This is a genomic window from Cellulomonas sp. Root137 (assembly GCF_001426725.1).
Taxonomy (GTDB): Bacteria; Actinomycetota; Actinomycetes; order Actinomycetales; family Cellulomonadaceae; genus Cellulomonas.
The window spans coordinates 306,949-331,040 of record NZ_LMFG01000002.1; the positions used below are offsets into that span (position 1 = coordinate 306,949).

The 24,092-nt window shown below is 73.1% G+C and carries 21 protein-coding genes; 18 read left to right on the forward strand and 3 right to left on the reverse strand.

All coding sequences use genetic code 11. The annotated features are described in order from the left end of the window. Positions 1-147: 147 nt before the first annotated feature. Positions 148-1,467, reverse strand: a complete 1,320-nt coding sequence (locus ASD18_RS13900; RefSeq protein WP_056093672.1) for a PLP-dependent aminotransferase family protein — start codon at positions 1,465-1,467, stop codon at positions 148-150. A gap of 222 nt (positions 1,468-1,689) precedes the next feature. Here ASD18_RS13900 and ASD18_RS13905 point away from each other — a divergent pair, with 222 nt between their 5' ends. From ASD18_RS13905 to ASD18_RS13955, 11 genes are all read left to right on the forward strand, one after another. Then, positions 1,690-2,538 carry a nitrilase-related carbon-nitrogen hydrolase gene (locus ASD18_RS13905; protein ID WP_056092976.1) on the forward strand — a complete coding sequence of 283 codons (849 nt, stop codon included), beginning with the start codon at positions 1,690-1,692 and terminating at the stop codon, positions 2,536-2,538. A gap of 16 nt (positions 2,539-2,554) precedes the next feature. Further along, positions 2,555-3,973, forward strand: a complete 1,419-nt coding sequence (gene hydA / locus ASD18_RS13910; RefSeq protein ID WP_056092979.1) for a dihydropyrimidinase — start codon at positions 2,555-2,557, stop codon at positions 3,971-3,973. A gap of 13 nt (positions 3,974-3,986) precedes the next feature. Further along, the gene (locus ASD18_RS13915; protein ID WP_056092982.1) at positions 3,987-5,009 is read left to right on the forward strand and encodes a TIGR03842 family LLM class F420-dependent oxidoreductase; all 1,023 of its coding nucleotides are present in this window, start codon (positions 3,987-3,989) and stop codon (positions 5,007-5,009) included. Then, entirely contained in the window at positions 5,006-5,941 is a 936-nt protein-coding gene (locus ASD18_RS13920; protein ID WP_056092985.1) for an ABC transporter permease, read from the forward strand. Before ASD18_RS13915 ends, ASD18_RS13920 begins: the two co-directional genes overlap by 4 nt. After that, positions 5,938-6,729, forward strand: a complete 792-nt coding sequence (locus ASD18_RS13925) for an ABC transporter ATP-binding protein (protein ID WP_056092989.1) — start codon at positions 5,938-5,940, stop codon at positions 6,727-6,729. Before ASD18_RS13920 ends, ASD18_RS13925 begins: the two co-directional genes overlap by 4 nt. Beyond that, complete coding sequence (locus ASD18_RS13930; RefSeq protein ID WP_056092991.1) at positions 6,726-7,487, forward strand: ABC transporter permease; 762 nt, start codon at positions 6,726-6,728, stop codon at positions 7,485-7,487. The genes ASD18_RS13925 and ASD18_RS13930 overlap by 4 nt, the downstream gene beginning before the upstream one ends. Before the next feature lie 63 nt (positions 7,488-7,550). Beyond that, positions 7,551-8,711: an ABC transporter substrate-binding protein gene (locus ASD18_RS13935; protein ID WP_056092995.1), complete on the forward strand. Its 1,161-nt coding sequence runs from the start codon at positions 7,551-7,553 to the stop codon at positions 8,709-8,711. A gap of 47 nt (positions 8,712-8,758) precedes the next feature. After that, positions 8,759-10,063 (forward strand): aspartate aminotransferase family protein, encoded by a 1,305-nt coding sequence (locus tag ASD18_RS13940; protein ID WP_056092997.1) that lies wholly within the window; start codon positions 8,759-8,761, stop codon positions 10,061-10,063. 38 nt (positions 10,064-10,101) lie between these two features. Further along, on the forward strand, positions 10,102-10,866 hold the full coding sequence (locus ASD18_RS13945) for an SDR family oxidoreductase (protein WP_056093000.1): 765 nt from the start codon (positions 10,102-10,104) through the stop codon (positions 10,864-10,866). Between the two features lie 43 nt (positions 10,867-10,909). Then, positions 10,910-12,712 carry an ABC transporter ATP-binding protein gene (locus ASD18_RS13950; protein ID WP_056093003.1) on the forward strand — a complete coding sequence of 601 codons (1,803 nt, stop codon included), beginning with the start codon at positions 10,910-10,912 and terminating at the stop codon, positions 12,710-12,712. Next, entirely contained in the window at positions 12,709-14,520 is a 1,812-nt protein-coding gene (locus ASD18_RS13955; RefSeq protein ID WP_156388017.1) for an ABC transporter ATP-binding protein, read from the forward strand. Before ASD18_RS13950 ends, ASD18_RS13955 begins: the two co-directional genes overlap by 4 nt. 17 nt (positions 14,521-14,537) lie before the next feature. Here ASD18_RS13955 and ASD18_RS13960 read toward each other — a convergent pair whose 3' ends face one another. Together ASD18_RS13960 and ASD18_RS13965 are read right to left on the reverse strand one after the other, a co-directional pair. Next, the gene (locus ASD18_RS13960) at positions 14,538-15,293 is read right to left on the reverse strand and encodes a MerR family transcriptional regulator (protein WP_200938617.1); all 756 of its coding nucleotides are present in this window, start codon (positions 15,291-15,293) and stop codon (positions 14,538-14,540) included. Positions 15,294-15,327: 34 nt separating this feature from the next. After that, entirely contained in the window at positions 15,328-15,990 is a 663-nt protein-coding gene (locus ASD18_RS13965; protein WP_056093009.1) for an HAD hydrolase-like protein, read from the reverse strand. A 39-nt stretch (positions 15,991-16,029) separates the two neighbouring features. On the opposite strand from ASD18_RS13965, the gene pnuC reads away from it, so the two are divergent. Genes pnuC through ASD18_RS14000 form a run of 7 tightly spaced genes read left to right on the forward strand, consistent with a single transcriptional unit; the run spans position 16,030 to position 24,016 of the window. Further along, positions 16,030-16,677: a nicotinamide riboside transporter PnuC gene (gene pnuC / locus ASD18_RS13970; protein ID WP_056093011.1), complete on the forward strand. Its 648-nt coding sequence runs from the start codon at positions 16,030-16,032 to the stop codon at positions 16,675-16,677. Continuing rightward, the gene (locus ASD18_RS13975) at positions 16,674-17,732 is read left to right on the forward strand and encodes an AAA family ATPase (protein ID WP_056093014.1); all 1,059 of its coding nucleotides are present in this window, start codon (positions 16,674-16,676) and stop codon (positions 17,730-17,732) included. Before pnuC ends, ASD18_RS13975 begins: the two co-directional genes overlap by 4 nt. After that, positions 17,729-19,333 (forward strand): AAA family ATPase, encoded by a 1,605-nt coding sequence (locus ASD18_RS13980; protein WP_235522400.1) that lies wholly within the window; start codon positions 17,729-17,731, stop codon positions 19,331-19,333. The genes ASD18_RS13975 and ASD18_RS13980 overlap by 4 nt, the downstream gene beginning before the upstream one ends. Beyond that, on the forward strand, positions 19,330-20,280 hold the full coding sequence (locus tag ASD18_RS13985) for a hypothetical protein (RefSeq protein WP_056093017.1): 951 nt from the start codon (positions 19,330-19,332) through the stop codon (positions 20,278-20,280). The genes ASD18_RS13980 and ASD18_RS13985 overlap by 4 nt, the downstream gene beginning before the upstream one ends. Continuing rightward, positions 20,277-22,007, forward strand: a complete 1,731-nt coding sequence (locus tag ASD18_RS13990; RefSeq protein ID WP_056093020.1) for a hypothetical protein — start codon at positions 20,277-20,279, stop codon at positions 22,005-22,007. Before ASD18_RS13985 ends, ASD18_RS13990 begins: the two co-directional genes overlap by 4 nt. Next, positions 21,994-22,623: a hypothetical protein gene (locus ASD18_RS13995; protein WP_056093024.1), complete on the forward strand. Its 630-nt coding sequence runs from the start codon at positions 21,994-21,996 to the stop codon at positions 22,621-22,623. Before ASD18_RS13990 ends, ASD18_RS13995 begins: the two co-directional genes overlap by 14 nt. After that, the gene (locus ASD18_RS14000; protein ID WP_156388018.1) at positions 22,610-24,016 is read left to right on the forward strand and encodes an AMP-binding protein; all 1,407 of its coding nucleotides are present in this window, start codon (positions 22,610-22,612) and stop codon (positions 24,014-24,016) included. Before ASD18_RS13995 ends, ASD18_RS14000 begins: the two co-directional genes overlap by 14 nt. Positions 24,017-24,092 lie beyond the last annotated feature (76 nt).

Consider the following 24,092-nt stretch of genomic DNA (forward strand, 5'->3'; position numbering starts at 1 on the left):
GGCAGCGGGATGCACGCGAGCGGGGGTGGGGTGCACGTCGCACCTCCGGAGGGCCGCCCACAGCCGGGCGGCGCGACCCGACCACAACCGGTCGGGTTCCGCGCACAGAGTAGGCCTGCGAGGTGGCGTCGGGGCAAGTGTCGTCGATCACGGTCCCGCGGCGAGCGCGAGGGCGCGCCCGACGTCGTCGACCTCGGAGCCGAGGAGGCCGACCGTGACGCGTACGTGGTCGCCGGCCGGGCTGTCGGCGGAGAACGGGGTGCCCGGCGCGACGCGGATGCCCGCGGCCTCGAGGCGCACCAGGGCGGTGCGCTCGTCGTGCACCGGGAGCCACAGGTTGATCCCGTCGCCGGGGTCGAGCGCGATGTCGTGCGTGGCCAGGACCTCGCGCAGGGCCCGGCGGCGGGCGAAGTAGACGCGGCGGGCGTGGGCGACGGCCTCGATGGCGGCGCTGTCGGTGAGCAGGTCGACCAGCACGTGCTGCAGCAGCCGGCTGGTCCAGCCGGGGCCGAGCATGCGGCGGGCGACCAGCCCGTCGAGCACGGCGGCCGGGCCTCCGACGGCGGCGATGCGCAGGTCGGGACCGTGCGACTTGGAGTAGGAGCGCACGTGGACCACGCGATCGGGCAGGAGCGCACCCAGGCTGACATCGCGGGCGGACGCGATCTCCCCGGAGTGGTCGTCCTCCACGACGAGGGCGTCGTGCCGGCGCAGGACCGCGGCCAGCTCGCGGGCGCGGGTCGACGTCATGCTCACGCCGGTCGGGTTGTGCGCGCGGGGCTGCAGGACGACGACGCGGGCACCGCCGTCGAGGGCCTTCCCGAGCTCGTCGGGGCGCATGCCCTGCCGGTCGAGCGTGACCGGGACGCGTTCCAGCCCGAGCTGGTCGAGCAGGTCGAACAGCGGGGGGAACCCGGGGTCCTCCACGGCCACCCGCGAGCCGTAGCCCGCGACCTGCTCGAGGGTGCGGCTGATGGCGTCGAGCGCCCCGTCGACGACGGTCACGCGCTGGGGCGCGAACGGCCAGGAGTCGCGGAGCAGGATCTCGAGGGACGGGACCACCGGCGACGCCACGTAGGCACCGGTGTCCGCGGCGGGTCGCTGGACGGCGACCCGGGAGAGGGCCGGACCGATCTGGGGGAGCAGCTCGGGGTCCGGGGTCCCGGTCGAGAGGTCGAGGCGGGCCGGTGCGCCCCCCGCCAGGTCGCGGTAGCGCGGCGGCAGCCAGCTGGCCGGTGGCGGCAGGACGACGGTTCCCGCTCGTCCCCGCGACGTCACGATGCCGACGGCCGACAGCGCCTGCCACGCGCCGCTCACGGTCGCCGGGCTGACGCCGAGCTCGGCCGCGAGGCCCCGCACCGTCGGCAGGCGGTCGCCGGGGCGCAGGTCACCGCCGCGGACCAGGCGCGCCACGGTGGCGGCGATGCCACGCGGGCTGCGGTCGTCGACGTGGGCGGCCAGGTCCATGCGCGCCAGGATGCCCGCACTCCGGTCCACAGCCGCGCGTCCCCGGACATCGGTCCAGATGTTTACGTGCGCGTCATCGATCTTCGCGCCACGGTAACGCGGGGTAACACCGCAGAAATGTTCAACCCGGACAGTCACATTCCAGGCTACGGTGCCAAGAACGGGCACTCCGGCGCCGGTGAAGGCTCCGAGGCCGTTCTGATACGAAGCGGAGGAGCCCCTATGACGGTCGTACGCGTCGCGTTCACCCAGGCCACCTGGACGGGCGACAAGGAGTCGATGACTGCGCTGCACGAGGCGTGGACCCGAGAGGCGGCCTCGCAGGGTGCGCAGATCATCGCGTTCCAGGAGCTGTTCTACGGCCCGTACTTCGGGATCACGCAGGACACCGCGTACTACGACTACGCCGAGTCCGTGCCGGGCCCGACGACCGAGCGGTTCGCGGCGCTGGCCAAGGAGCTGGGCATCGTCATCGTGCTCCCCGTGTACGAGGAGGAGCAGCCCGGCGTCCTCTACAACACCGCCGCGGTCATCGACGCCGACGGCAGCTACCTCGGCAAGTACCGCAAGCACCACATCCCGAACCTGCCCAAGTTCTGGGAGAAGTTCTACTTCCGCCCCGGCAACCTCGGGTACCCGGTGTTCGAGACCGCGGTCGGCAAGATCGGCGTGAACATCTGCTACGACCGGCACTTCCCCGAGGGCTGGCGGGTGCTGGCGCTCAACGGAGCCGAGATCGTGTTCAACCCCAACGCGACCGCGCCCGGCATCTCCAACAAGCTCTGGGAGATCGAGCAGCCGGCCGCGGCGGTGGCCAACGGCTACTTCGTCGTCGCCAACAACCGCGTGGGCCTCGAGGACAACGAGTACGGCGACGAGGCGGTCAACTTCTACGGCTCGTCGTACGCGGTCGGTCCCGACGGCAACTACGTCGGCGAGGTCGGCTCGTCCAGCGAGAACCAGCTGATCATCCGGGACCTCGACCTCGACCAGATCCGGATCGTGCGGGAGCGGTGGCAGTTCTTCCGCGACCGCCGGCCGGACGCCTACGGCCCGATCGTGGCGCCCTGAGCGAGGAGGGACGGTCATGAAGACGCTCATCAGCGGCGGCACCCTGGTCAGTGCGACGGGGCGGACGGCCGCGGACGTGCTCGTCGACGGCGAGACCGTCGCGGCGGTGCTCACCCCGGGCTCGACCCTGCTCGGCTTCGACCTGGCGGCGAACGTCGACCAGGTCGTCGACGCGACCGGCAAGTACGTGATCCCCGGCGGCATCGACGCGCACACCCACATGGAGCTGCCGTTCGGTGGCACCAACGCCTCGGACACGTTCGAGACCGGCACCCGCGCGGCGGCGTGGGGAGGCACCACGACGATCATCGACTTCGCCGTGCAGCGCACGGGGGAGCGGGTCATGGACGGGCTCGGCGCCTGGCACGACAAGGCTGCCGGCAACTGCGCGATCGACTACGGCTTCCACCAGATCGTCGGCGGGGTCGACGAGGACTCGCTCAAGGCGATGGAGGGCCTGGTCGCCGAGGGCGTGTCCAGCTACAAGCTGTTCATGGCCTACCCGGGCGTCTTCTACTCCGACGACGCGCAGATCCTCAAGGCGATGCAGAAGGCGGCCGACCTCGGGCTGCTCACCATGATGCACGCGGAGAACGGGCCCGCCATCGACGTGCTCGCCGCCCAGCTGGTCGCGCAGGGCAAGACCGACCCGTACTACCACGGCATCGCGCGCGCCTGGCAGCTCGAGGAGGAGGCCACGCACCGCGCGATCATGCTGGCCGACGTCACGAACGCGCCGCTCTACGTGGTGCACGTGAGCGCCAAGCAGGCCGTGGCGCAGCTGGCGTGGGCGCGGGACAACGGCAAGAACGTGTTCGGCGAGACGTGTCCGCAGTACCTGTACCTCAGCCTCGAGGAGCAGCTGGGAGCACCAGGCTTCGAGGGCGCCAAGTGGGTGTGCTCCACGCCCCTGCGCTCGCGGGCCGAGGGTCACCAGGAGCACATGTGGCAGGCGCTGCGGACCAACGACCTGCAGATGGTCTCCACGGACCACTGCCCGTTCTGCATGAAGGGCCAGAAGGACCTGGGAGTCGGTGACTTCCGGGCCATCCCCAACGGGATCGGCTCGATCGAGCACCGGATGGACCTCATGTACCAGGGGGTCGTGACCGGGCAGATCACGCTGGAGCGCTGGGTGGAGCTCACCTCGACGACTCCGGCGCGGATGTTCGGGCTGTACGGGAAGAAGGGCGTCCTCGCGCCCGGGGCCGACGCCGACGTCGTCATCTACGACCCGGCCGGGCACACGTCGATCGGGGTGGGCAAGACGCACCACATGAACATGGACCACTCCGCGTGGGAGGGCTACGAGATCGACGGACACGTCGACGTCGTCCTCTCGCGGGGGTCCGTCGTGGTGGACGAGACCGGCTACCACGGGCGCGCCGGGCACGGGAAGTACGTGCCGCGCGGCCTGTCCCAGTACCTCCTGTAGAAGGGCTCACCACATGGACTTCGGCGTCGTGCTCCAGACGAACCCGCCCGCCTCGCGCACGGTCGAGCTGGCCCGCCTGGCCGAGACCCACGGGTTCAGCCACGTCTGGACCTTCGACTCGCACCTGCTCTGGCAGGAGCCGTTCGTCATCTACTCGGCGATCCTGGCGGCCACCCGCAAGGTGATGGTCGGGCCCATGGTCACCAACCCCGCCACGCGCGACTGGTCCGTGATCGCGTCGCTGTTCGCCACGCTGAACGAGATGTACGGCAACCGGACCATCTGCGGGATCGGGCGGGGCGACTCCGCGGTGCGGACGCTGCACGGCAAGCCGTCCAACCTGGCGACCCTGCGGCAGTCGATCGAGGTGATCCGGGAGCTGGCCAACGACCGGCCCGCGTACCTGCACGGCGCCAAGGTGCAGTTCCCGTGGTCGCGCGGGTCGGCTCTGGACATCTGGGTCGCCGCGTACGGCCCGCTGGCGCTCAAGCTCACCGGCGAGGTGGGCGACGGGTTCATCCTGCAGCTCGCCGACCCCGACATCGCCGCGTGGACCATCAAGGTGGTGCGCGACGCCGCCGAGCAGGCGGGCCGGGACCCCGACGCGATCCAGTTCTGCATCGCCGCCCCCATGTACATCGGCGACGAGGGCTCCCGTGAGCACATGCGCGAGCAGTGCCGCTGGTTCGGCGGGATGGTCGGCAACCACGTGGCCGACATCGTGTCCCGGTACGGCGCGGACTCGTCGGTGCCGAAGGCCCTCACCGACTACATCGAGGGCCGGCAGGGCTACGACTACAACCAGCACGGTCGCGCCGGGAACACGCACGCCGCGTTCGTGCCCGACGACATCGTCGAGCGGTTCTGCATCCTCGGCGACGCGCAGGAGCACATCGAGAAGCTCGAGGCCCTGCGCGCCCTCGGCGTCACGCAGTTCGCCGGCTACCTCCAGCACGACAACAAGGAGGAGACGATGCGCGTGTACGGCGAGCACGTCATCCCCGCTCTCGCGACGCCGGTCGTGGCGACCGCATGACGGATCTCGCGACGACGCTCGCGCCGGAGCGCACCGCCCCGGTGCCCGTGCGTCCGCGCGAGCGGTCCGCCGTCGGGCGCCGGATCCTCGTCGGCGTGCTCGCGATCCTCCTGCTCGCCGCTCTCTGGGAGCTGATCAAGGTCGTGGTCCCCGACGCGGGCGGGCACCTCGGCGAGGCGAGCGTGCTGCCGCGGACCGACGACCTGGCGATGCCGCACGTGTGGACGATCGTCGACCGGGTGCTCGAGCCCGAGACGTCCGCGACCGGCTCGCCCACCGTCCTGAGCGCGATGCTCTCCGCCTGCTGGTTCACCCTGCGGGTCGCGCTCGCGGGCTGGCTCGTGGGGTCGGTCGGTGGGCTGGTGCTCGCCGCGTTCATGCAGCGGTGGCAGCTGGCCGAGTCCGCGCTGGTGCCCTGGGTGGTGCTCAGCCAGACGGTCCCGTTGATCGCGCTGGCGCCCCTGGTGGTCGGCTGGGGCGGTCGCATCCACCTCGGCGAGCTCGAGTGGCAGCGGTGGATGTCGGTGGCGCTCATCGCGAGCTACCTGGCGTTCTTCCCGGTCACCATCGGCGCGCTGCGCGGGTTCCAGTCGCCCCCGGCCGCCCAGGTGGAGCTGTTCCGGGCGCAGGCCGCCAGCTGGACCCGCACGATGCGCTCGCTGCGCCTGCCCGCCAGCGTCCCGTACCTCCTGCCGGCGCTGCGCCTCGGTGCCGCGACCGCGGTGGTCGGCGCGATCGTCGCCGAGGTGTCCACGGGCACCAAGGGCGGGATCGGGCGGCTGATCATCGGCTACGCCCAGTCCGCCAGCGGTGACCCTGCCAAACCGTGGGCGGCGATCATCGCGGCCGCCCTGCTCGGGTTGGTCGCCGCCATGCTCGTCTCCCTGCTCGGGCTCGGCCTGGGTCGCTACCGCTATGCGGAGGTCACGTGAGTGCCGTCGAAGCCCGAGGTATCGGGAAGGTGTTCGCGTCACGGTCCGGGGACGTCAGCGCCCTGGAGGGCATCGACCTCACGGTCGCGGCCGGTGAGTTCGTCTCGCTCATCGGTCCCTCCGGCTGCGGCAAGTCGACGCTCCTGCGCCTGATCGCCGACCTCGACGTCCCCACCTCCGGCGAGCTCACCGTGTTCGGCAAGACCCCGCAGCAGGCCCGCGAGGCCCAGGACTACGGCATCGCGTTCCAGCAGGCCGGGCTCCTGCCGTGGCGGACCGTGACGGCCAACGTCGAGCTGCCCTTGGAGCTGCACGGCATCGGCAAGGCCGAGCGGGCGACCCGCGCGGCCGAGCTGCTGTCGCTCGTGGGCCTCGACGAGTTCGCCGGGCACTTCCCGCACCAGCTGTCCGGCGGCATGCAGCAGCGGGTGGCCATCGCGCGGTCGCTGGCGGAGCGGCCGAGCCTGCTCCTCATGGACGAGCCGTTCGGCGCACTCGACGAGATGACGCGCGAGCGCATGCAGACCGAGCTGGTGCGGATCTGCGCGGAGAGCGGCGCGGCCGTCGTGTTCGTCACGCACTCGATCCCCGAGGCAGTGTTCCTGTCGCAGCGGGTGGTCGTCATGTCGCCCCGGCCCGGCCGCATCAGCGCGGTGATCCCGGTGAACCTCGGCGACGAGCGCGGGGAGGGCCTGCGGGAGGACGCCTCGTTCTTCGCGGCCGTCACCGCGGTGCGCGAGGCGCTGCACGGCACCCCGGTGACCGCGCGAGGGGTGGACCTGCGATGACCGCCGCCTCCGTCCGCCGATGGGCCGCGCCGGTCGTGGTCGGTGTCGTCGCGCTGGCGATCTGGCAGGCGTTCGTCGTCGGCGCCGGCATCAAGCCGTATCTGCTGCCGAGCCCGACCGCGATCGTCGAGCAGCTGCTGCTGGTGGTCCCGCTGGTGTGGTCCGCCGCGCTGGCCACGGGCATGAACGTGCTGGTCGGGCTGGTGGTCGGTGCGGTGGTGGCCATCGGTGCCGCGATCGTCGCCGCGCGCAGCCGGATGGCGGACACGCTGCTGTCGCCGACCGCGGCGGCGCTGTCGGTCATGCCGATCGTGGCGCTGGCTCCCGCGCTGAACACGATGTTCGGGACCACGTCGACCACCCCGCGCCGGGTCGTGGTGTCGGTCGTGGTGTTCGCGCCGGTGTTCGTCAACACGCTCCGCGGCCTGCGCCAGGTCCAGCCGGTGCACCGCGACCTGCTCAAGGCGTATGCCGCGACCCCGCGCCAGATCACGCGCACGGTGACCATCCCCGGGGCGCTGCCGTACCTGTTCACCGGGCTGCGCATCGCGTCGTCGACCGCCGTCATCGCGGCGATCGTCGCGGAGTACTTCGGCGGTCTGCAGAACGGCCTCGGCTCCCGGATCACGTCGGCGGCGTCGAACAGTGCCTACGCCCGGGCTTGGGCGTTCGTGCTCGGCGCCATCCTGCTCGGACTCGTGTTCTACCTCGCGACCCTCGCGCTCGAGCGCGCCGTCGCGAGGCGTCAAGGGGGCTAGAACGTCCGCCTGCCACCGCAGCCAGGCCGGCCGATATCCGCACAGCCAACGAGAGGGAGAACGATGAGACTCACCAGGCGTACTGCGTGGGGCGCGGCCGCGGTCGGCGTGACTGCCGCGCTCGTCCTGTCCGGATGCAGCTCGGACAGCGGCGAGGAGCCCGAGGAGGAGACCTCGATGAGCTCCGAGGTGCTCATCCCCGTCAAGCTCCAGCTCCAGTGGTTCACCCAGGCCCAGTTCGCCGGCTACTACGCGGCGGTCGACCAGGGGTACTACGTGGACGAGGGGCTCGACGTCCAGATCATCGAGGGCGGCACCGACATCGTGCCGCAGTCGGTGCTGGCCGACGGCTCGGTGGACTACGCGATCGCGTGGGTGCCCAAGGCGCTGGCGTCCCGTGAGCAGGGCGCCGGGATCACCGACGTCGCCCAGATCTTCCAGAAGTCCGGCACCCTGCAGGTCTCGTTCGCGGACAAGGGCATCTCCACCGCGGCCGACCTCGAGGGCAAGACGGTGGGCAACTGGGGCTACGGCAACGAGTTCGAGCTGTTCGCCGGCATGACCAAGGCGGGCCTCGACCCGGCCACCGACGTCACGCTGGTCCAGCAGCAGTTCGACATGAACGCGTTCCTGGCCGGCGACATCGACGCGGCCCAGGCCATGACCTACAACGAGTACGCGCAGCTGCTCGAGGCCGAGAACCCCGACACCGGCGAGCTGTACACGGCCGACGACTTCACGGCGATCAACTGGAACGACGAGGGCACGGCGATGCTCCAGGACGCCATCTGGGCGAACTCGGAGAAGCTCGCGTCCGACGAGGAGTACCAGGAGACGACCGTCAAGTTCATCAAGGCGAGCATCAAGGGCTGGATCTACGCGCGGGACAACCCGGAGGAGGCCCGGGACATCGTCGTGGCCCAGGGCTCACAGCTGGGCAACAGCCACCAGCTGTGGCAGACCAACGAGATCAACAAGCTGATCTGGCCGTCCCCGGACGGCATCGGCATGATCGACGAGGACGCGTGGACGCAGACCGTCGACGTGGCCCTCACCACGAAGAACGACCAGGGGGCCACGGTCATCACGACCGAGCCCGATGCCGAGGCGTACACCAACGAGTACGTGGAGAAGGCCCTGGCCGAGCTGGAGGAGGAGGGCGTCGACGTGTCCGGCGAGGGCTTCGAGCCCATCGACGTCACACTCGAGGCCGGCGGCAACTGACCCGTCGCGCGCGGGCGCCTTCGCACGGCGCCCGGAGGAGAAGCACCATGAGCACCGACGACGACGCCACCGCGCTGCGTCTCGACCGCGACCACGTCTTCCACTCGTGGTCGGCGCAGGCGCACCTGAACCCGCTGGTCATCGCGGGCGGGCTCGGGTCGACCGTGTGGGACCACGCGGGGCGGCGGTACCTGGACTTCTCCAGCCAGCTGGTGAACACCAACATCGGGCACCAGCACCCCAGGGTGGTCGCGGCCATCCAGGAGCAGGCGGCGACGCTCACCACCGTGGCGCCGGCGACCGCCAACCTCACGCGCGGGCGGGCCGCCGAGAAGATCCTGGGCCACGCGCCGGCGGGCTTCTCGTCGGTGTTCTTCACCAACGGCGGCGCCGACGCCAACGAGAACGCGATCCGCATGGCGCGGCTGCACACCGGCCGCGACAAGGTCGTGTCGGCCTACCGGTCGTACCACGGCAACACCGGCGCGGCCGTCGTCGCGACAGGGGACTGGCGTCGCGTGCCCAACGAGTACGCCCGCGCGCACGTGCACCACTTCGGTCCGTACCTGTACCGCTCGGAGTTCTGGGCGACCACGCCCGAGCAGGAGAGCGAGCGCGCCCTGCACCACCTGGAGCGCGTGATCCAGGCAGAGGGCCCGACGTCCGTCGCCGCGATCCTGCTGGAGACGATCCCCGGCACCGCCGGTGTGCTCGTGCCGCCGCCGGGGTACCTGGCCGGCGTCCGCGCGATCGCCGACCGGTACGGCATCCTGCTCATCCTCGACGAGGTCATGGCGGGGTTCGGCCGCACCGGGCAGTGGTTCGCGTTCGACTCCTTCGACGTGGTCCCCGACCTCATCACCTTCGCCAAGGGCGTGAACTCCGGCTACGTGCCCGCGGGTGGTGTGATCCTCAGCGAGCCGATCGCGACGACGTTCGACGACCGCGTGTTCCCCGGCGGGCTCACCTACTCGGGGCACCCGCTCGCGATGGGCTCGATCGTGGCCGCGCTCGACGCCATGGCTGAGGAGGGGATCGTCGAGAACGCCGACGCGATCGGCCGCGACGTGCTCGGACCGGGGCTCGCCGAGCTGGCCGAGAAGAACCCGCTGGTGGGAGAGGTGCGCGGGCTGGGGGTGTTCTGGGCCGTCGAGCTGGTCAAGGACCAGGAGACCCGCGAGCCCGTCGACGCCGCCCTCATGGGTCGCATCAAGGCCGGGGCGCTGGCCCGCGGGCTGCTCCCGTTCCTCGCGGACAACCGCGTGCACGTCGTCCCGCCCTGCGTCGTCACCCCCGACGAGGCCGCGTCCGGGCTCGCCCTCCTGACCGAGGTGCTTGCCGAGGTCGCCTAGCCTTCTGCCCAGTCCGCCACCACCACTGGAGTTCCTGCATGAGCACAGCCACGCCCCGACCCCGTCGCGCCCTCGTCACGGGGGCGTCCTCCGGGATCGGCGCCGCGACCGTCCGCCGCCTGCGTGCGGAGGGCTGGGACGTCGTCGCGACCGCCCGCCGCGCCGACCGCCTGGCCGCCCTCGCCCAGGAGACCGGGGCGGACACGATCGTCGCGGACGTCACCGACGACGCGGACGTCGCGCGCCTCGCTGCCCAGGTGGCCGAGGGCGGTCCGCTCGACGTGCTCGTGAACAACGCGGGCGGCGCGTTCGGCCTCGACCCGGTGGAGTCCGCCGACCTCGCGCACTGGCGGCAGATGTACGAGCTGAACGTCCTGGGCACGCTGCGCGTCACGCAGGCCCTGCTCCCGCAGCTGCGCGAGGGCGACGGCGGGGACATCGTGGTGGTGACCTCGACCGCCGCGCACGGCACCTACGAGGGCGGTGCCGGGTACGTGGGGGCCAAGCACGCCGAGCGCATGCTCGCGACGACGCTGCGCTGGGAGATCCTCGGCGAGCCGATCCGGATCATCGAGATCGCGCCGGGCGCCGTGGCCACCGAGGAGTTCTCGATGGTCCGCTTCGACGGGGACAGCGAGCGGGCCGCGGCCGTCTACGCCGGGTACGAGCCGCTGGTCGCGGACGACATCGCCGACGCCATCGCGTGGTCCCTCAGCCGACCCGCGCACGTCAACGTGGACCTCCTGGTGGTCCGTCCGCGCGCGCAGGCGAGCAACAACAAGGTGGCCCGCACCGGCGTGTGAGATGGGCCGGGCAACTGTCGGAGGTCGTCCGTAGGGTGGGGAGGTGCCCTCCCCAGAATCCACCACCCGGGTACTCCTGCGCCTTCGCCGCTGGGCGCGGCCGGCGCTGCCGCGCATCGCGCTCGGTGGGCTGACGGCCCTCGGTGCGAGCCTCCTCGCGCTCGCCGTGCCGCAGGTGCTGCGCGTGATCGTCAACGGTCCGCTGCTCTCCGAGGGGTCGCGGCGCGGCGTGGTCCTCGGCGCCCTGGCGATCCTCGGGCTCGGGGTGCTGGAGGCGTTCCTGGTCTGGTGCCGCCGCGCCCTGATCCTCGCGCCGGGCACGTCGGTGGAGCGCGACATGCGCACCGACCTGTTCCAGCACCTGCTCGACCTGCCGGTGGAGTTCCACGACCGCTGGTCGGGCGGCCAGCTGCTGTCGCGGATCATGTCGGACCTGGGCACCATCCGGCGCTGGACGGTGTTCGGCCTGGTGATGCTGCTGGTCAGCGCCACGACCGTCGTCGTCGGGATCGGGCTGATGCTGGCCACCAGCTGGGTGCTCGGGCTCGTGTACCTGGTGGGCGCGGTGCCCATGATCTGGCTCGGCTTCCGGTTCCGCGAGGACTACAAGGTGGTCGCGCGGCAGGCCCGGGACCAGGCGGGCGACCTGGCGACGACCGTCGAGGAGTCGGTGCACGGCATCCGCGTGCTCAAGGCCTTCGGGCGTGGCGACGACGCGCTGGACGACTTCGCGCGGCAGGCCGACGAGCTGCGCACGACCGAGGTGCACAAGGCCAGGACGCTCTCGCGCGTCTCGTTCGCGCTCGGTGCCATCCCGGAGGCGATCCTCGCGGTCTCGCTCGGCATCGGCGTGGTGCTCTCGTCCCGCGGCGAGCTCAGCGTCGGCGCGCTCGTCGCGTTCTTCGCCACCGCGGCGGTGGTGAACAGCCCCGTGGAGCGGCTCGGCATGCTGCTCGCGATGACCCTCGACGCCAAGGCCGCGACCGACCGGTACCTCCAGGTGATGGACACGGGGTCGACCGTCCAGGACCCGGAGACTCCCGTCGAGCTGCCCGCCCCCGACCCCGCCGGCTCGCGCGTCGAGCTCTCGGGCGTGCACTTCGTCCACCCGCGCGGCGGCGCGGACATCCTCGCGGGCATCGACCTGGTGCTCGAGCCGGGGGAGACCATGGCGCTCGTCGGGCTCACCGGCAGCGGCAAGACGACCCTGCTCCAGCTCGTCCCGCGCCTGTACGACGTCACCGCGGGCAGCGTGCGGATCGACGGCGTGGACGTCCGCGACCTCGCGCGCGCCGACCTGCGCTCGGCCGTGTCGATCGCGTTCGAGGACCCGATCCTGTTCTCGGCGTCCGTGCGGGAGAACGTCCTGCTCGGCTCGGACCGCACCGGCCCGGCGGCCGACGAGCTGGTGCGCGAGGCCCTCGACGTCGCCCGCGCGCGGTTCGCCTACGACCTGCCTGACGGCCTCGACACCGTGATCGGGGAGGAAGGGCTGAGCCTGTCGGGCGGCCAGCGCCAGCGGGTCGCGCTGGCGCGCGCGATCGCCGTCCGACCGCGGGTGCTCCTGCTCGACGACCCGCTCTCGGCTCTCGACGTCACCACGGAGACGGCGGTCACGGTCCGGCTGCGCGAGATGCTCACCGGCACCACGACGCTCGTCGTCGCGCACCGCCCCTCGACCGTCGCGCTCGCGGACCGCGTCGCCGTGCTCGAGGACGGCCGGATCACGGGGGTCGGCCGGCACGCGGACCTGCTGTCGACCCACCCGCACTACCGGTACGTGCTCACGGCCCTGTCGGCGCTGGACGACGCGCAGTCGGACGAGCTCGCGGAGGTGCGGCCGTGAGCGTCCTGACCTCGGAGGCCTTCGGTGTCGAGACCACCCGCGAGGAGTCGCGGCGGATCCGGCGGCGGTCGCTCGGCCTGCTCCGGTCGCTGCTGCGGCCCGTCGCGGGTGCCGCGTGGGCGACCGCGGCACTGGTCGTCGGCTCGCAGCTGGCCGCCGTGGCCGGTCCGGCGCTCGTCGCCTACGGGATCGACCAGGCACTGCCCGCGCTGACGGCCGGCGACGCGCGGCCGATCTCTGTGGCCACCGCTGCCTACGTCGCGGCCGCGCTGCTCGGCGGGCTGCTCACGGCTGCGACCGTCCGCGCGTCGGCACGGGTGAGCCAGACCATGCTGCTGGACCTGCGGCGCCGGGTGTTCCGGCACACCCAGCGGCTCAGCCTGGAGTTCCACGAGAAGTACACGTCGGGGCGGATCATCTCCCGGCAGACCTCGGACGTGGACGCGCTGCGCGAGCTCCTCGACGGAGGCGTCACCACGCTCGCGTCCGGTGTGCTGGCCATGCTGTTCACGGCCGTCTCGCTGGTGCTCCTCGACTGGCGAAGCGGGCTGGTCCTGCTCATCGCGGTCGTGCCCGGCGTCATCCTCACGCGGTGGTTCCAGGTGCGTTCGCAGGTCCAGTACCGCAAGCAGCGGACCGCGGCCGCCCGGCTCATCGTGCGCTTCGTGGAGACCATGACGGGCATCCGCGCGGTCCAGGCGTTCCGCCGGGAGCCCCAGGTCGGCGGCGTCTACGGCGAGCTGGCCGAGGACTATCGGGAGACGAACGCCCGGTCCATCCGGCTCAACGGCGTCTTCGACACGGGCCTGACCCTGATCGGGAACGTCACGGTCGCGGCCGTGCTGCTGGTCGGCGGTCTGCGTGCTCTCGACGGCGGGCTCGAGGTGGGTGTCCTGGTGGCGGCCGTCCTGTACGCGCGGCGCTTCTTCAACCCGCTGCAGCAGATCGGGATGTTCTACAACTCCTTCCAGTCGGCGACGGCGGCGCTCGAGAAGGTCGCGTCGCTGCTCGCCGAGGAGCCGACGGTGCCCGAGCCGGTGCACCCGACGCGGCTCGCCCAGGCGCGCGGCGACGTGCGGTTCGAGGACGTCGAGTTCGGGTACGGCACCGGCCCGACCGTCCTGCCGCACGTCGACCTGCACGTGCCGGCGGGCCAGTCGATCGCCCTGGTGGGGGAGACGGGCGCGGGCAAGTCCACGATCGCCAAGCTGCTCGCGCGGTTCTACGACGTGCGCACGGGAGCGGTCCGGCTCGACGGGCTGGACCTGCGCGAGATCGACCCGGGCGACCTGCGCCGGGCGGTCGTCATGGTGACGCAGGAGGCGTACCTGTTCTCCGGCTCCGTCGGCGCGAACATCGCGCTCGGCAAGCCGGAGGCGACCGCGGCCCAGATCGAGGCGGCCGCCCGCGCGGTGGGCGTGCACGACCTCATCGCGTCCATGCCCGACGGGTACGCCACCGAGGTGGACAAGCGCGGCGTGCGGCTCTCCGCCGGGCAGCGCCAGCTGGTGTCGTTCGCCCGCGCGTTCCTGGCCGACCCCGCGCTGCTGATCCTGGACGAGGCGACCAGCTCGCTGGACGTGCCGGGGGAGGCACTGGTGCAGCGCGGTCTGCAGACCCTGCTCGACGACCGCACGTCGGTCGTCATTGCGCACCGGCTCTCCACCGTCATGGGGTCGGACCGCGTGCTGGTGATCGAGGGCGGCCAGATCGTCGAGGACGGCTCACCGGACGCGCTGGTCGCGGCCGGCGGCCGGTTCGCGGACCTGCACGCCGACTGGCAGCGCTCGCTGCGCCGGTCGACGTAGCGAGCGCTGCCGGGTCTCTACAGGTGGCGCGCCGCGTACTCGTGCAGCGCGTCGCGGACGAACGTCGCCCCCTGCTCACCGCCGTAGTTCTCGGCGAACCTGGGGTCGGCGACGTACATCTCCGCGAGCCCGACCACGTAGTCCTTCACCGGGGTCGACCCGTGCCCCGGGGTCCCCGGGATGCTGCCGAGCCAGGCGACGTGCCGCGCGGCGAGCTCCTGCGCCACGTCGGACGCCGGGTCCGCACCCGCGGCGGCCGCGGCGCCCCACTCGGTGGCGAGCCGTGCGGTCGTCGCCTTCCACTCCGCCCGCTCGGCGTCGGTCATCCCGCGCCACCAGGCGTCGGACGTCGCGTACGCGTCGGCGCCCCAGCGGCGCTCGACCTCCTCCTTGTGCTGGGTGTGGTCGAACCCGTCGAACATGTCCTCGGCCATGAGTGGCCCTCCGTTCTCTCGTGCGGTGATGGTCCGTTCGACCGAGGCGGCCTGCCGCTCCAGCCGGCGCTGCTCGCTGCGCAGCCAGTCGAGGTGGTGACGCAGGGCGACCGTCTCGTCCTGCTCCCGCTCGAGCACGCGCCGGATGTCCGGCAGCCCGAGCCCGAGCCGGCGCAGCAGGAGGATCCGCTGCAGCCGGACCAGTGACTGGTCGTCGTACCAGCGGTACCCGTTGTCGCCGACGCGGCTGGGCTCGAGCAGCCCGATCGCGTCGTAGTGCCGCAGGGTGCGGCTGGTGGTGCCCGTCAGCCGGGCCACCTCCTGGATCGATGCCTCCATGCCGTCCACGGTAGGAGTTGACGCAGCGTCAAGGTCAAGCGGTCGCGGCGACCAGTCTGCGGAGCACCGCGGAGGTCAGCTCGGACGGTGTGTCGACGACCTCCGCGACGCCGGGCTCGACCAGCTCACCCGCGGCGGCGTAGCCCCAGGACACCCCGATCGTCTCGATGCCGTGCACCTGCGCGCCGTGCACGTCGTGCTCCCGGTCGCCCACCATCACGAGCGGGCGAGCGTCGGGGTGCGCGGCCAGCGCCGCCGCGATGACGTCGGCCTTGGTGGAGGTCGACTCGTCGACCGGCGCGCCGAACACTCCGTCCACCAGCGCGGTGAGACCGAACGCGTCGCAGATCGGGCGCGCGTAGATCTCCGGCTTCGAGGTCGCGACGACCAGCCGCAGACCGGCCGCCTTCAGCTGCGTGAGCACCTCGGGTATGCCGTCGTACACGCGGTTGTCGCGGATCATCCCGTCGACGAACACCTCCCGGTACGCCCGGACGGCCTCGCCCACCCGGTCCTGCGGGACCCCGTGCGCGGGGAAGCTCTGCGTGATCGGCGGTCCGACGAACGAGCGGAGCTCCTCCGGCGTCGGCACGGGCAGGCCGAGCGTCCGGTAGGTCGAGGCGATCGACGCGGTGATGCCGGGGGCGGAGTCGGTGAGCGTGCCGTCGAGGTCGAGGAGCACGAGGGGAGTGGTCACGCGTCCGATGATCCCTCGTGAACGCCGGGAGCCCGACCGGTGTCCGCCACCTACGCTGGCGCCCATGGCGACCACCGACACCCGACCGGCCGGCTGACCGCGGTGGGGTGGGTCGAGATCCTCGGGTTCGTCACCGGCGCGGCGTGCGTCTGGCTGGCGGCCCGCGAGAACGTCTGGAACTTCCCCGTGGGGATCGTCAACACCGGGTTGTTCCTGGTCCTGTTCACGTCCGCCGGGCTGTACGCCAACGCCGGGCTCCAGGTGGTCTACCTCGTGCTCAACGGGCTGGGCTGGTACTGGTGGCTGCGCGGCGGGCGGGACCGGGGGGTGCTCGAGGTGCGGCGGACCCCCCGGATCGTCTGGCCGGTGGGTGCGGTCGCGGTCGGTGTCCTCACCGCCGGGCTCACCGTGCTGCTGCGGGACGCGTCCGCCGCCCCCTTCTGGGACTCGCTGACCACCTCGCTCAGCCTCGTCGCGCAGCTCATGCTCGGCCGCAAGTGGGTGGGCAGCTGGGCGGTGTGGATCGTCACGGACGTCCTGCTCGTCGGGCTGTACGCGAGCCAGGGGCTCTACCTCACCGCGGTGCTCTACGCGCTGTTCATCGGGTTGTGCGTCCAGGGGGCGCGGCGCTGGCGACGCGCGCTGACGGTCCCGACCGAGCACCGCGACGTCGTGGCGGTCCTATGAGTCACGGCCTCGTGATCGGCAAGTTCTACCCACCCCACGCCGGCCACCTCGCCCTCGTGCGAGCGGCCCTCGCCCGGTGCGACCGGGTGACCGTGCAGGTGCTGGGCTCCTCGCAGGAGAGCCTGACGCCCGAGCTGCGCGCGTCGTGGCTGCGCGCGGAGCTGCCCGGTGCCCACGTCGTGGCCGCGCTCGACGACGCGCCCGTCGACTACGCCAGCCCGCACGCCTGGGACGCGCACGTCTCGGTGATCCGTGGCCTCCTCGACGCTCCGGTCGACGAAGTCCTCACGTCCGACTCCTACGGTGCCGAGCTGGCGCAACGCTTGGGTGCGACCTGGGTGCAGGTCGACCCGGGTCGACGCTCGACGCCGGTCTCGGGCAGTGCCGTGCGGGCGGATCCCGCGCGCTACTGGTGGGCCCTGCCGGCCGCGGTCCGGGCCTGGTTCGTGCGCCGGGTCGTGGTGCTCGGTGCCGAGTCGACGGGCACCACGACGCTGGCCGAGGACCTGACCGCGCACTTCGGCCTGCCCACGGTCGCCGAGTTCGGTCGCGAGTGGTCCGAGGTCCGACCCGGGGGTCTGGCCGCGCCGTGGCACACCGCCGAGTTCGACCTGGTGGCCCGCGAGCAGGCGCGGCGCGAGGACGACGCGGCGGCAGCCTCCCCGGTCCCGCTTCTCGTGTGCGACACCGACGTGCTCGCCACGACCGTGTGGCACGAGCGCTACGTCGGCCGCCCGAGCCCGAGCGTCACCGCGCTGGCGGCGCAGCGCGTGCCCGACCTGTACCTGCTCACGGGCGACGAGATCCCCTTCGTGCAGGACGGGATGCGCGACGGCGAGCACCTGCGGCACACGATGCAGGACCGCTTCCGGGACGCGCTCGCGGCGCAGCCGGCACCGTGGGTGGAGCTGCGGGGGTCGCGCGCGGAGCGTCTCGAGCGCGCGATCGCCCTCGTCGACCCGCTCCTGGCCACGCCACGTCCCCTGGCGGAGCCCCTCGAGCAGCGGCACGGCGACCCGGAGCACGTCAGCCGTCTGCGAGACTCCGTCGCGTGACCGACACACGCCCCGAGCCGCTCCTGGACCAGGTGTCGCGGGCCCCGACCCGCGCCGGCGCACGCCGTTCCTCGGCCGACCGCCTCGACCTCGACGTCGACCAGCTGTTCGCGGACGCGGACGGCTCGGTCGCGGTCGCCGGTCCGGCCCCGCTGGACGAGAAGCTGCGGCAGGCCTACTTCTGGATGGTCAACCACGCGATCATCAGCCCGCACTACGACGTCGAGTTCCAGGACGTGACGCGGCCGCGCACGCACTTCCGGCTGGGCGACTCGAAGGCCGAGGTCGACCTGCCGACCGACCAGTCGTACTCCTCGTTCGTCCTGCTGCCGCTGCTCACGTTCGCGGTCCGCGGCCGGTGCCTGCTCGTCGGTGGTCCGGGGCGGGGCAAGACGGCCAGCGCGATCCTCATGGGCGTGCTCGCGGGCTACCCGGTGCGGGAGGTCCGCCGGGCCATGCAGCACGGCCACCCGCAGCTGACCGTGCAGGACATGTTCGGCACGCCGCTGCCCCGGGACCTGGTCGCCGCGGAGAGCCTGGCCGACATCGAGGTCGCCTGGCGGTCGTGGCTCGGGCTGCGGGTCAAGATCGTCGACGAGTACAACCGGATCCCCACGCGCACGCAGTCCGCGCTGCTCACCGTGCTCGCGGACGGCTACGTCGAGGTGTTCGACCAGGTCTACGAGACCGGCGCGGCGGCCTGGTACCTCACCGCCAACGACGACGCGGGCGGCGGCACGTTCCAGGTGGTGGATGCCCTGCGCGACCGCATCGACGTGGTCGTCAAGGCGCTGTCGTTCAACTCCCGCTTCGTCGGTGACCTGGTGGAGCGCGCGGAGCGCGGGCTGCGCCCGGAGGAGCACGTGCCGCCGGCGATCGTCTTCGACGCCGACGAGCACGAGCGCCTGCACCGCGAGGTCGTCGCCGTGCCCATCCCGGTGCCCGTGCGCCGCCGGCTCGAGTACTTCGCCGCGCAGCTGGAGCTCCTGGAGCGCGCCGCGCGCCAGCTGGAGTACCGCACCAAGGACACCGCGCGACTGGCCGGTCAGGACCCGCACCTGCTCGCGGCGCTGGACACCGGGCGCGACCATCGCGCGGACATCGGCTCGCAGACGCTCAACGGGCTCTCGGTGCGCGCGCTGCAGTCGCTCGTCGCCTACGCCAAGGCCATGGCCTACTTCCGGGGGAACGCCGAGGTCACGCTCGACGACCTGCGCGCGGTCGTGCCGTTCGTCCTGCACGACAAGCTGCAGCCCGACCTGCAGTCGCCCGCGTTCGACGACCCGGAGCGGGAGGCGCTGCGCACCGACCGCGTGTCCTGGATCCGGGACCTGTTCGACACCGCGTGCCGGCAGTTCGACGCCGAGGGCCTGGACACCGACGACCCGGTCGGGAGCATCCTGGCCGAGCTCGCGGTCGGCCTCGACGGGCTGGCGGAGACCGAGGTGCGTCGCCGCCTGGCGCAGATCGAGGGCGTGCTGTCCGGGTGGGAGGACGCCACCAAGCTGCACGGCAGCCTGTTCGAGGACGCGCTCGCGCTCAAGTACGCGCACCAGCGGTACTCGGCGTACCTGTCCTGGCTGCGGTGGAGCGGCGCGTGACCGACGGCGTCGACCGGGGTTCCGCCTTCGGGCGGTGGCTGGTCGCGGACCGGTCCGCGGTGGACGCGGTCCTTCAGGGTGCGGTCGCGCGCGGCGGTGACCGGGACGTCGTCCGTGCCGCGGTGGTCGACCTGGCCGCGTCGGCCGAGGCGTTCGCCACCGGGGGAGCGCTCGACCCGGTGCTCGCCGGGGCGCTCCTGGGCCGGGTCGTGGACCTCGCGGCGCGCGGTCGGTGGGCCGTCGGCGGAGCTGACCGCACGGCGGTGACCGACGTCCTGCCCCGCCTCACGGGCCTGCTGCGCAGCCAGCCGGTGGCGACCGTCGACGCCGTGTGCGCCGCGTCCCGCGCGGTGGCGCGCGCCGGTGACCTCCGACTCTTCGGTTCCCTGCTCGCGGCGGTGCCCGAGGTCGCCGAGCCGGCCACGGTCCGCTCGGTGGTGCTCGTGGCGGCGTGGCGCTCGGGCGCAGCCCGGTTCCGCGCGGCCGCGCTGCGCGAGGCGAGGTCGCTGCCGGCATCCGTCGCGGTCCCCGTCCTCGGGATGCCCGCGGGGACGGACCCCTCCGTGGCGCTCGCGCGGCACGCGCTCGACCCGTGGTGGTGGCCGGGCTACCGGTCGGAGCCGGGGGTCCTGCGGCGCGTCGGTGGCTTCCGCGGGTTCGGCGGACCCTGGGTGACGGCTCCGCGGGTGGTGCCCGGCGGTCCGACGGGATGTGCGGTCACGGCCGACGGGGCCACCTGGGCGGTCGTCGCGGACGTGCACGGGGCCGCCGTGGTGCGGCTCGGGGACGAGCAGACGGGAACCGCGCCGGCAGCAGCACCGGCCCGGCTGCCCGTGCCGTGGGCGGACCGGATCACGGGGACCGCCCCCGCGAGCGCTGACGGTGCGGTCCTCCTGGTCAGCCGCCTGCACTCGTACTGGGTGGACGCCGTCCGGGTGGCCGCATGACGGCAGACCTCGACGCGCTGCGCGACCGGTGGCTGGCGGCGTGGCCGCAGGCGCTCGCGGCGTGGGGTCGCACGTCGCGGATGCACGCCCCGGTGCTGCACACCGAGCCGTGCCACATGGGGTCCTGGGCCTGGTACACCACGGACGACCCGGAGGTGCACGTCGACCTGACCGTCGTCGCCGAGCGGGGCATCGAGGACCACGCGCTCGCCGTGCTCGCCCACGAGGTCGGTCACCACCTGCTCGCCCCCGTCGACCGGCTGACGAGCCTGAAGATCGCGTCGCGCATCAAGGTCGGGCTCGTCGACATGGACCATCTCGTCGGGCTCGTCGACAACCTGTGGTGCGACCTGCTGATCAACGACCGCCTGCAGCGCCAGGCGGGGATCGACCGTGCCGCGCTCGCGCAGACCGTGGGTGCGGCGCAGGCCGACAACCCCCTGGGCGTGCTGGTGGGCCGCACGTACGAGATCCTCTGGGGGCTGCCGCGCGGGCAGCTCGCCGCGGAGGGGGCGGCGGCCGAGGACCACGCCATGCTCTGCTCCCGGCTGGTGCGGGCGTACGCGCGCGACCCGGTCGGCGGTGCCGCGGGCTTCGCGCGGCTGGTCCGGACGCACATCGACCCGGCCTGGCTCCGGGATCCCGACAACGGCGCCGACGTCGGTGGTCTCGCGTGCGGCGGCGACCACGGCGGGGACGACAGCATCCCGTTCGGGCTGGCATCCGACCCCACGCTCGGCGCGCCCGCGACGCACCCCGCCCTGGACCCGCGCGTGGTGGGGACCACCGACGTGCCCGAGGCGACGCCGATCGAGCTGACCCCCGGGGGTGCGGGCGGCGCCGGGAACGCGCTCCAGCCGGCGGCCCTGCACGCGCTGCTCACCGCGATGGGCAGCCCCACGACCGCACAGCAGGTGGCCGCCGCCTGGTACCGCGAGCGCGCTGCCCCGCACCTCGTGCCGTTCCCGGTGCGTGAGGGCCCGACGACGTCCGAGCAGCTGCTGGGCGGGCTCGACCCGTGGGAGGTCGGTGACGACCTGTCCACCATCGACTGGTCGGGCACGATGACCGCGTCGCCCGTGGTGGTGCCGGGCATGACCACGGTGCAGCGCGCGTACCTCGAGGACGAGTCGGTGCAGGAGCGGCCGCGACCGGTCGACCTCGACCTCTACCTGGACTCGTCGGGCTCGATGCCCGACCCCTCCGCGTCCTACGCACCGATCGCGCTCGCCGGGGCGGTGCTCGCGCTGTCCGCGCTGCGGGCCGGCGCCCGGGTGCAGGCGACGACGTGGAGCGGCCCCGGCCTGACCATCGGCACCGACGGGTTCACCCGCGACGTCGATGCCGTCCTGCAGGCGGTCGTCGCGCACATCGGCGGCGGCACCTCGTTCCCGCTGGCCCTGCTCGAGCGCACCCACCTGGGCAACCCGCCCACCGCGACCGGGCCGACGCACGTCGCCGTGATCTCGGACTCGGGCGTCACGACGATGTTCCGGCCCTGGTCGGCCGAGGGCGAGACGTCGAGCGACGTGGCGGCGCGCGCGCTGGAGTCGGCGGGTGGCGGGGGCAGTCTCGTCCTGCAGATCCCGGAGTCGTACCGGCACGGGATCGAGGCGCTCGCCGGCGACTACGACGTGTACCCGGTGACCACCGACGACGACCTGGTCACCTTCGCGCGGGACTTCTCGCGTGCGACCTGGGGGAGGCAGTCCCGTGCCCGCACCTGAGACCCCGGCCGGGCCCGCGCTCGCGACGGTCCGCCACCGGCTCGGCGTCGCGCCCCCCGACCTGTTCGAGCCAGGCGTGGTCGTGCCGGCGCTCGTCGCCGACCTCGCGATCGAGCTGGACGGCACCCTCCTCGACGCCGACTCGCTGGTCCGGCTCGACGACGACCTCTCGCACGGTCCGGCGACCCCCCACGACGTGATCGTGACGCGGCGCGTGCTGGTCGGGCTCGTCTGCTGGCTGGTGCTCGACCCGGACGTGCGCACCGACCCCGGGGTGCGCGAGGCGATCGCTCAGGTCGGCGGACCGACGCGGTGGATGCTCCGCATCGTCACCGACGTCCAGCGCGAGCTGGTCGGGCTGCGTGCGGACAAGGACTGGGTGCTGCGGGACGAGGGCCGCGAGGAGCTGGCCCGGGCGTTCCTGCGGTTCGCCGGGGTGCTGCCGGCAGGAGAGGCTGCTGCGGCGGCCCAGGACCGGTGGCTGGCGGTGAGCACGGCGTACCAGCGAGACCTCGTGCGGGCGATGGCCGTCGAGCAGGCGCGGGCCGAGGAGCTCGAGCGCGCCCTCGCGGCGCAGAAGGCGAAGGAGGCGGCGGCGCAGTATGCGAACTACTGAGCAGCCCGCGGTCCCCGACCCCGTCCTGGGCGAGTACGCGCCGATGGGCGCGGCGACGCTCACCGACGCCGAGCGCTGGCCCACCCTCGACGACGACGGGCACGCACGGCTCGCGGCCCTGCGCGGGCACGCCGACGCGCCCCCGTGGGTGCACGCGACGGGCGACCGGCTCACCGCGGCCGACGAACCCGTGCTGGCGGCGGCCGAGCGCGGCCCGACCGACACCGACTGGGTCGAGGCGCTGATCGCCCGGGCGCACGCCGACGTGCCTGCGTACCGGCGGGCGCAGCGGGAGGGCCGCAGCGGTCCGGGTTCGGCGCTGTCCGAGCTCCCGCCCGTCACGCGCCGGCACCTGGTGGACGACCTGGCGTCGTACGTCCCCGTCGACGTGCCGCTCGACCGCGTGCTCGAGGGGTCGAGCTCGGGAAGCACCGGGGCGGCGCTGCGGGTGCCGCTGCACCCGGCGAGCGTGGCCGCGGACCTGGTGCTCCTGCAGCGGCTGGTCGCGTCGACGGGTGCCGTGTGGGAGCCGGACCCCCGGCGCCTCGGGCTGGCCAACGTGGTGGACCAGCGCGTCGCGTTCACGTACGCGTCGGCGATGACGGCCTTCCGTCGCGCGGCCGGACTGCCTGCGCCCCTGATGGCCCGGCTCAACCTCAGCGGCTGGCCCGACCCGGCCAGCCGCGACCGGTTCCTCACCGGGCTGGACCCCCAGGTGCTCAGCACCTCGACCTTGCCGCTGATGCGCCTCCTCGGGCTCGACCTCGACCTGCACCCGGTGGCGGTCGTCAGCGGCGCGACCGACCTGCCGGCGTCCGTGCGGGCGGCCGCCGCGGCCCGGTGGGGCTGCCCGGTGATCGACCTCTACGGGCTGCGCGAGACCGGACCGGTGGCCGCGTCCCTCGACGGTGGTGGCCACGTCCTCGTCCCGCGGCGCGTGCACGTCGAGATCCTCGACGCGTCGGGACAGACCGTGCCCGACGGGAGCCGCGGCGAGGTCGTCGTGACGGTCGACGAGAACCCGTACCTGCCGCTGCTGCGCTACCGCACGGGCGACCACGCCGCGCTCGTCCGCGACGCCCGGGGCGCGGTGCTCGTCGGGCTGGAGGGACGCGCACCCGTGCTGTTCCGCGCGGCCGACGGGACGCTCCGACCCTCGATCGACGCGACCCAGCTGCTCCAGGCCTACGGGCTCGCGGCGTACCACCTGCACCAGGGCGCCGACGGGTCCGTGCACCTGCGGGCGCTCCCGCTGCGCGGCCTCGGCCTCGACCCGCGTGCGGCCGCGGACGCCGTCGCCCGCTGGCTCGGCCGGCCCGTCGGGCTGACGGTCCTGGACGACGTCGGGGGGCTCGGCCCGGGCAAGCCGCGCCGGTTCTCGGTCGACGGCTGAGCAGGGCCGTGCGTTACCCTGGGCCGCACAGGCGTCGACCCGGCCATCACCGGTGAGCCTCCGGAAGAACGGGTGC

Bases quoted from the DNA above. Each gene is read 5' to 3' on its own strand.
- ASD18_RS13975 (WP_056093014.1), top strand. From the start codon at position 16,674: ATGAGTCACGGCCTCGTGATCGGCAAGTTCTACCCACCCCACGCCGGC.
- ASD18_RS13915 (WP_056092982.1), top strand. From the start codon at position 3,987: ATGGACTTCGGCGTCGTGCTCCAGACGAACCCGCCCGCCTCGCGCACG.
- ASD18_RS13920 (WP_056092985.1), top strand. From the start codon at position 5,006: ATGACGGATCTCGCGACGACGCTCGCGCCGGAGCGCACCGCCCCGGTG.
- ASD18_RS13990 (WP_056093020.1), top strand. From the start codon at position 20,277: ATGACGGCAGACCTCGACGCGCTGCGCGACCGGTGGCTGGCGGCGTGG.
- hydA (WP_056092979.1), top strand. From the start codon at position 2,555: ATGAAGACGCTCATCAGCGGCGGCACCCTGGTCAGTGCGACGGGGCGG.
- ASD18_RS13960 (WP_200938617.1), bottom strand. From the start codon at position 15,293: ATGGAGGCATCGATCCAGGAGGTGGCCCGGCTGACGGGCACCACCAGC.
- ASD18_RS13905 (WP_056092976.1), top strand. From the start codon at position 1,690: ATGACGGTCGTACGCGTCGCGTTCACCCAGGCCACCTGGACGGGCGAC.
- ASD18_RS13935 (WP_056092995.1), top strand. From the start codon at position 7,551: ATGAGACTCACCAGGCGTACTGCGTGGGGCGCGGCCGCGGTCGGCGTG.
- ASD18_RS13930 (WP_056092991.1), top strand. From the start codon at position 6,726: ATGACCGCCGCCTCCGTCCGCCGATGGGCCGCGCCGGTCGTGGTCGGT.
- ASD18_RS14000 (WP_156388018.1), top strand. From the start codon at position 22,610: ATGCGAACTACTGAGCAGCCCGCGGTCCCCGACCCCGTCCTGGGCGAG.
- ASD18_RS13940 (WP_056092997.1), top strand. From the start codon at position 8,759: ATGAGCACCGACGACGACGCCACCGCGCTGCGTCTCGACCGCGACCAC.
- ASD18_RS13900 (WP_056093672.1), bottom strand. From the start codon at position 1,467: ATGGACCTGGCCGCCCACGTCGACGACCGCAGCCCGCGTGGCATCGCC.
- ASD18_RS13945 (WP_056093000.1), top strand. From the start codon at position 10,102: ATGAGCACAGCCACGCCCCGACCCCGTCGCGCCCTCGTCACGGGGGCG.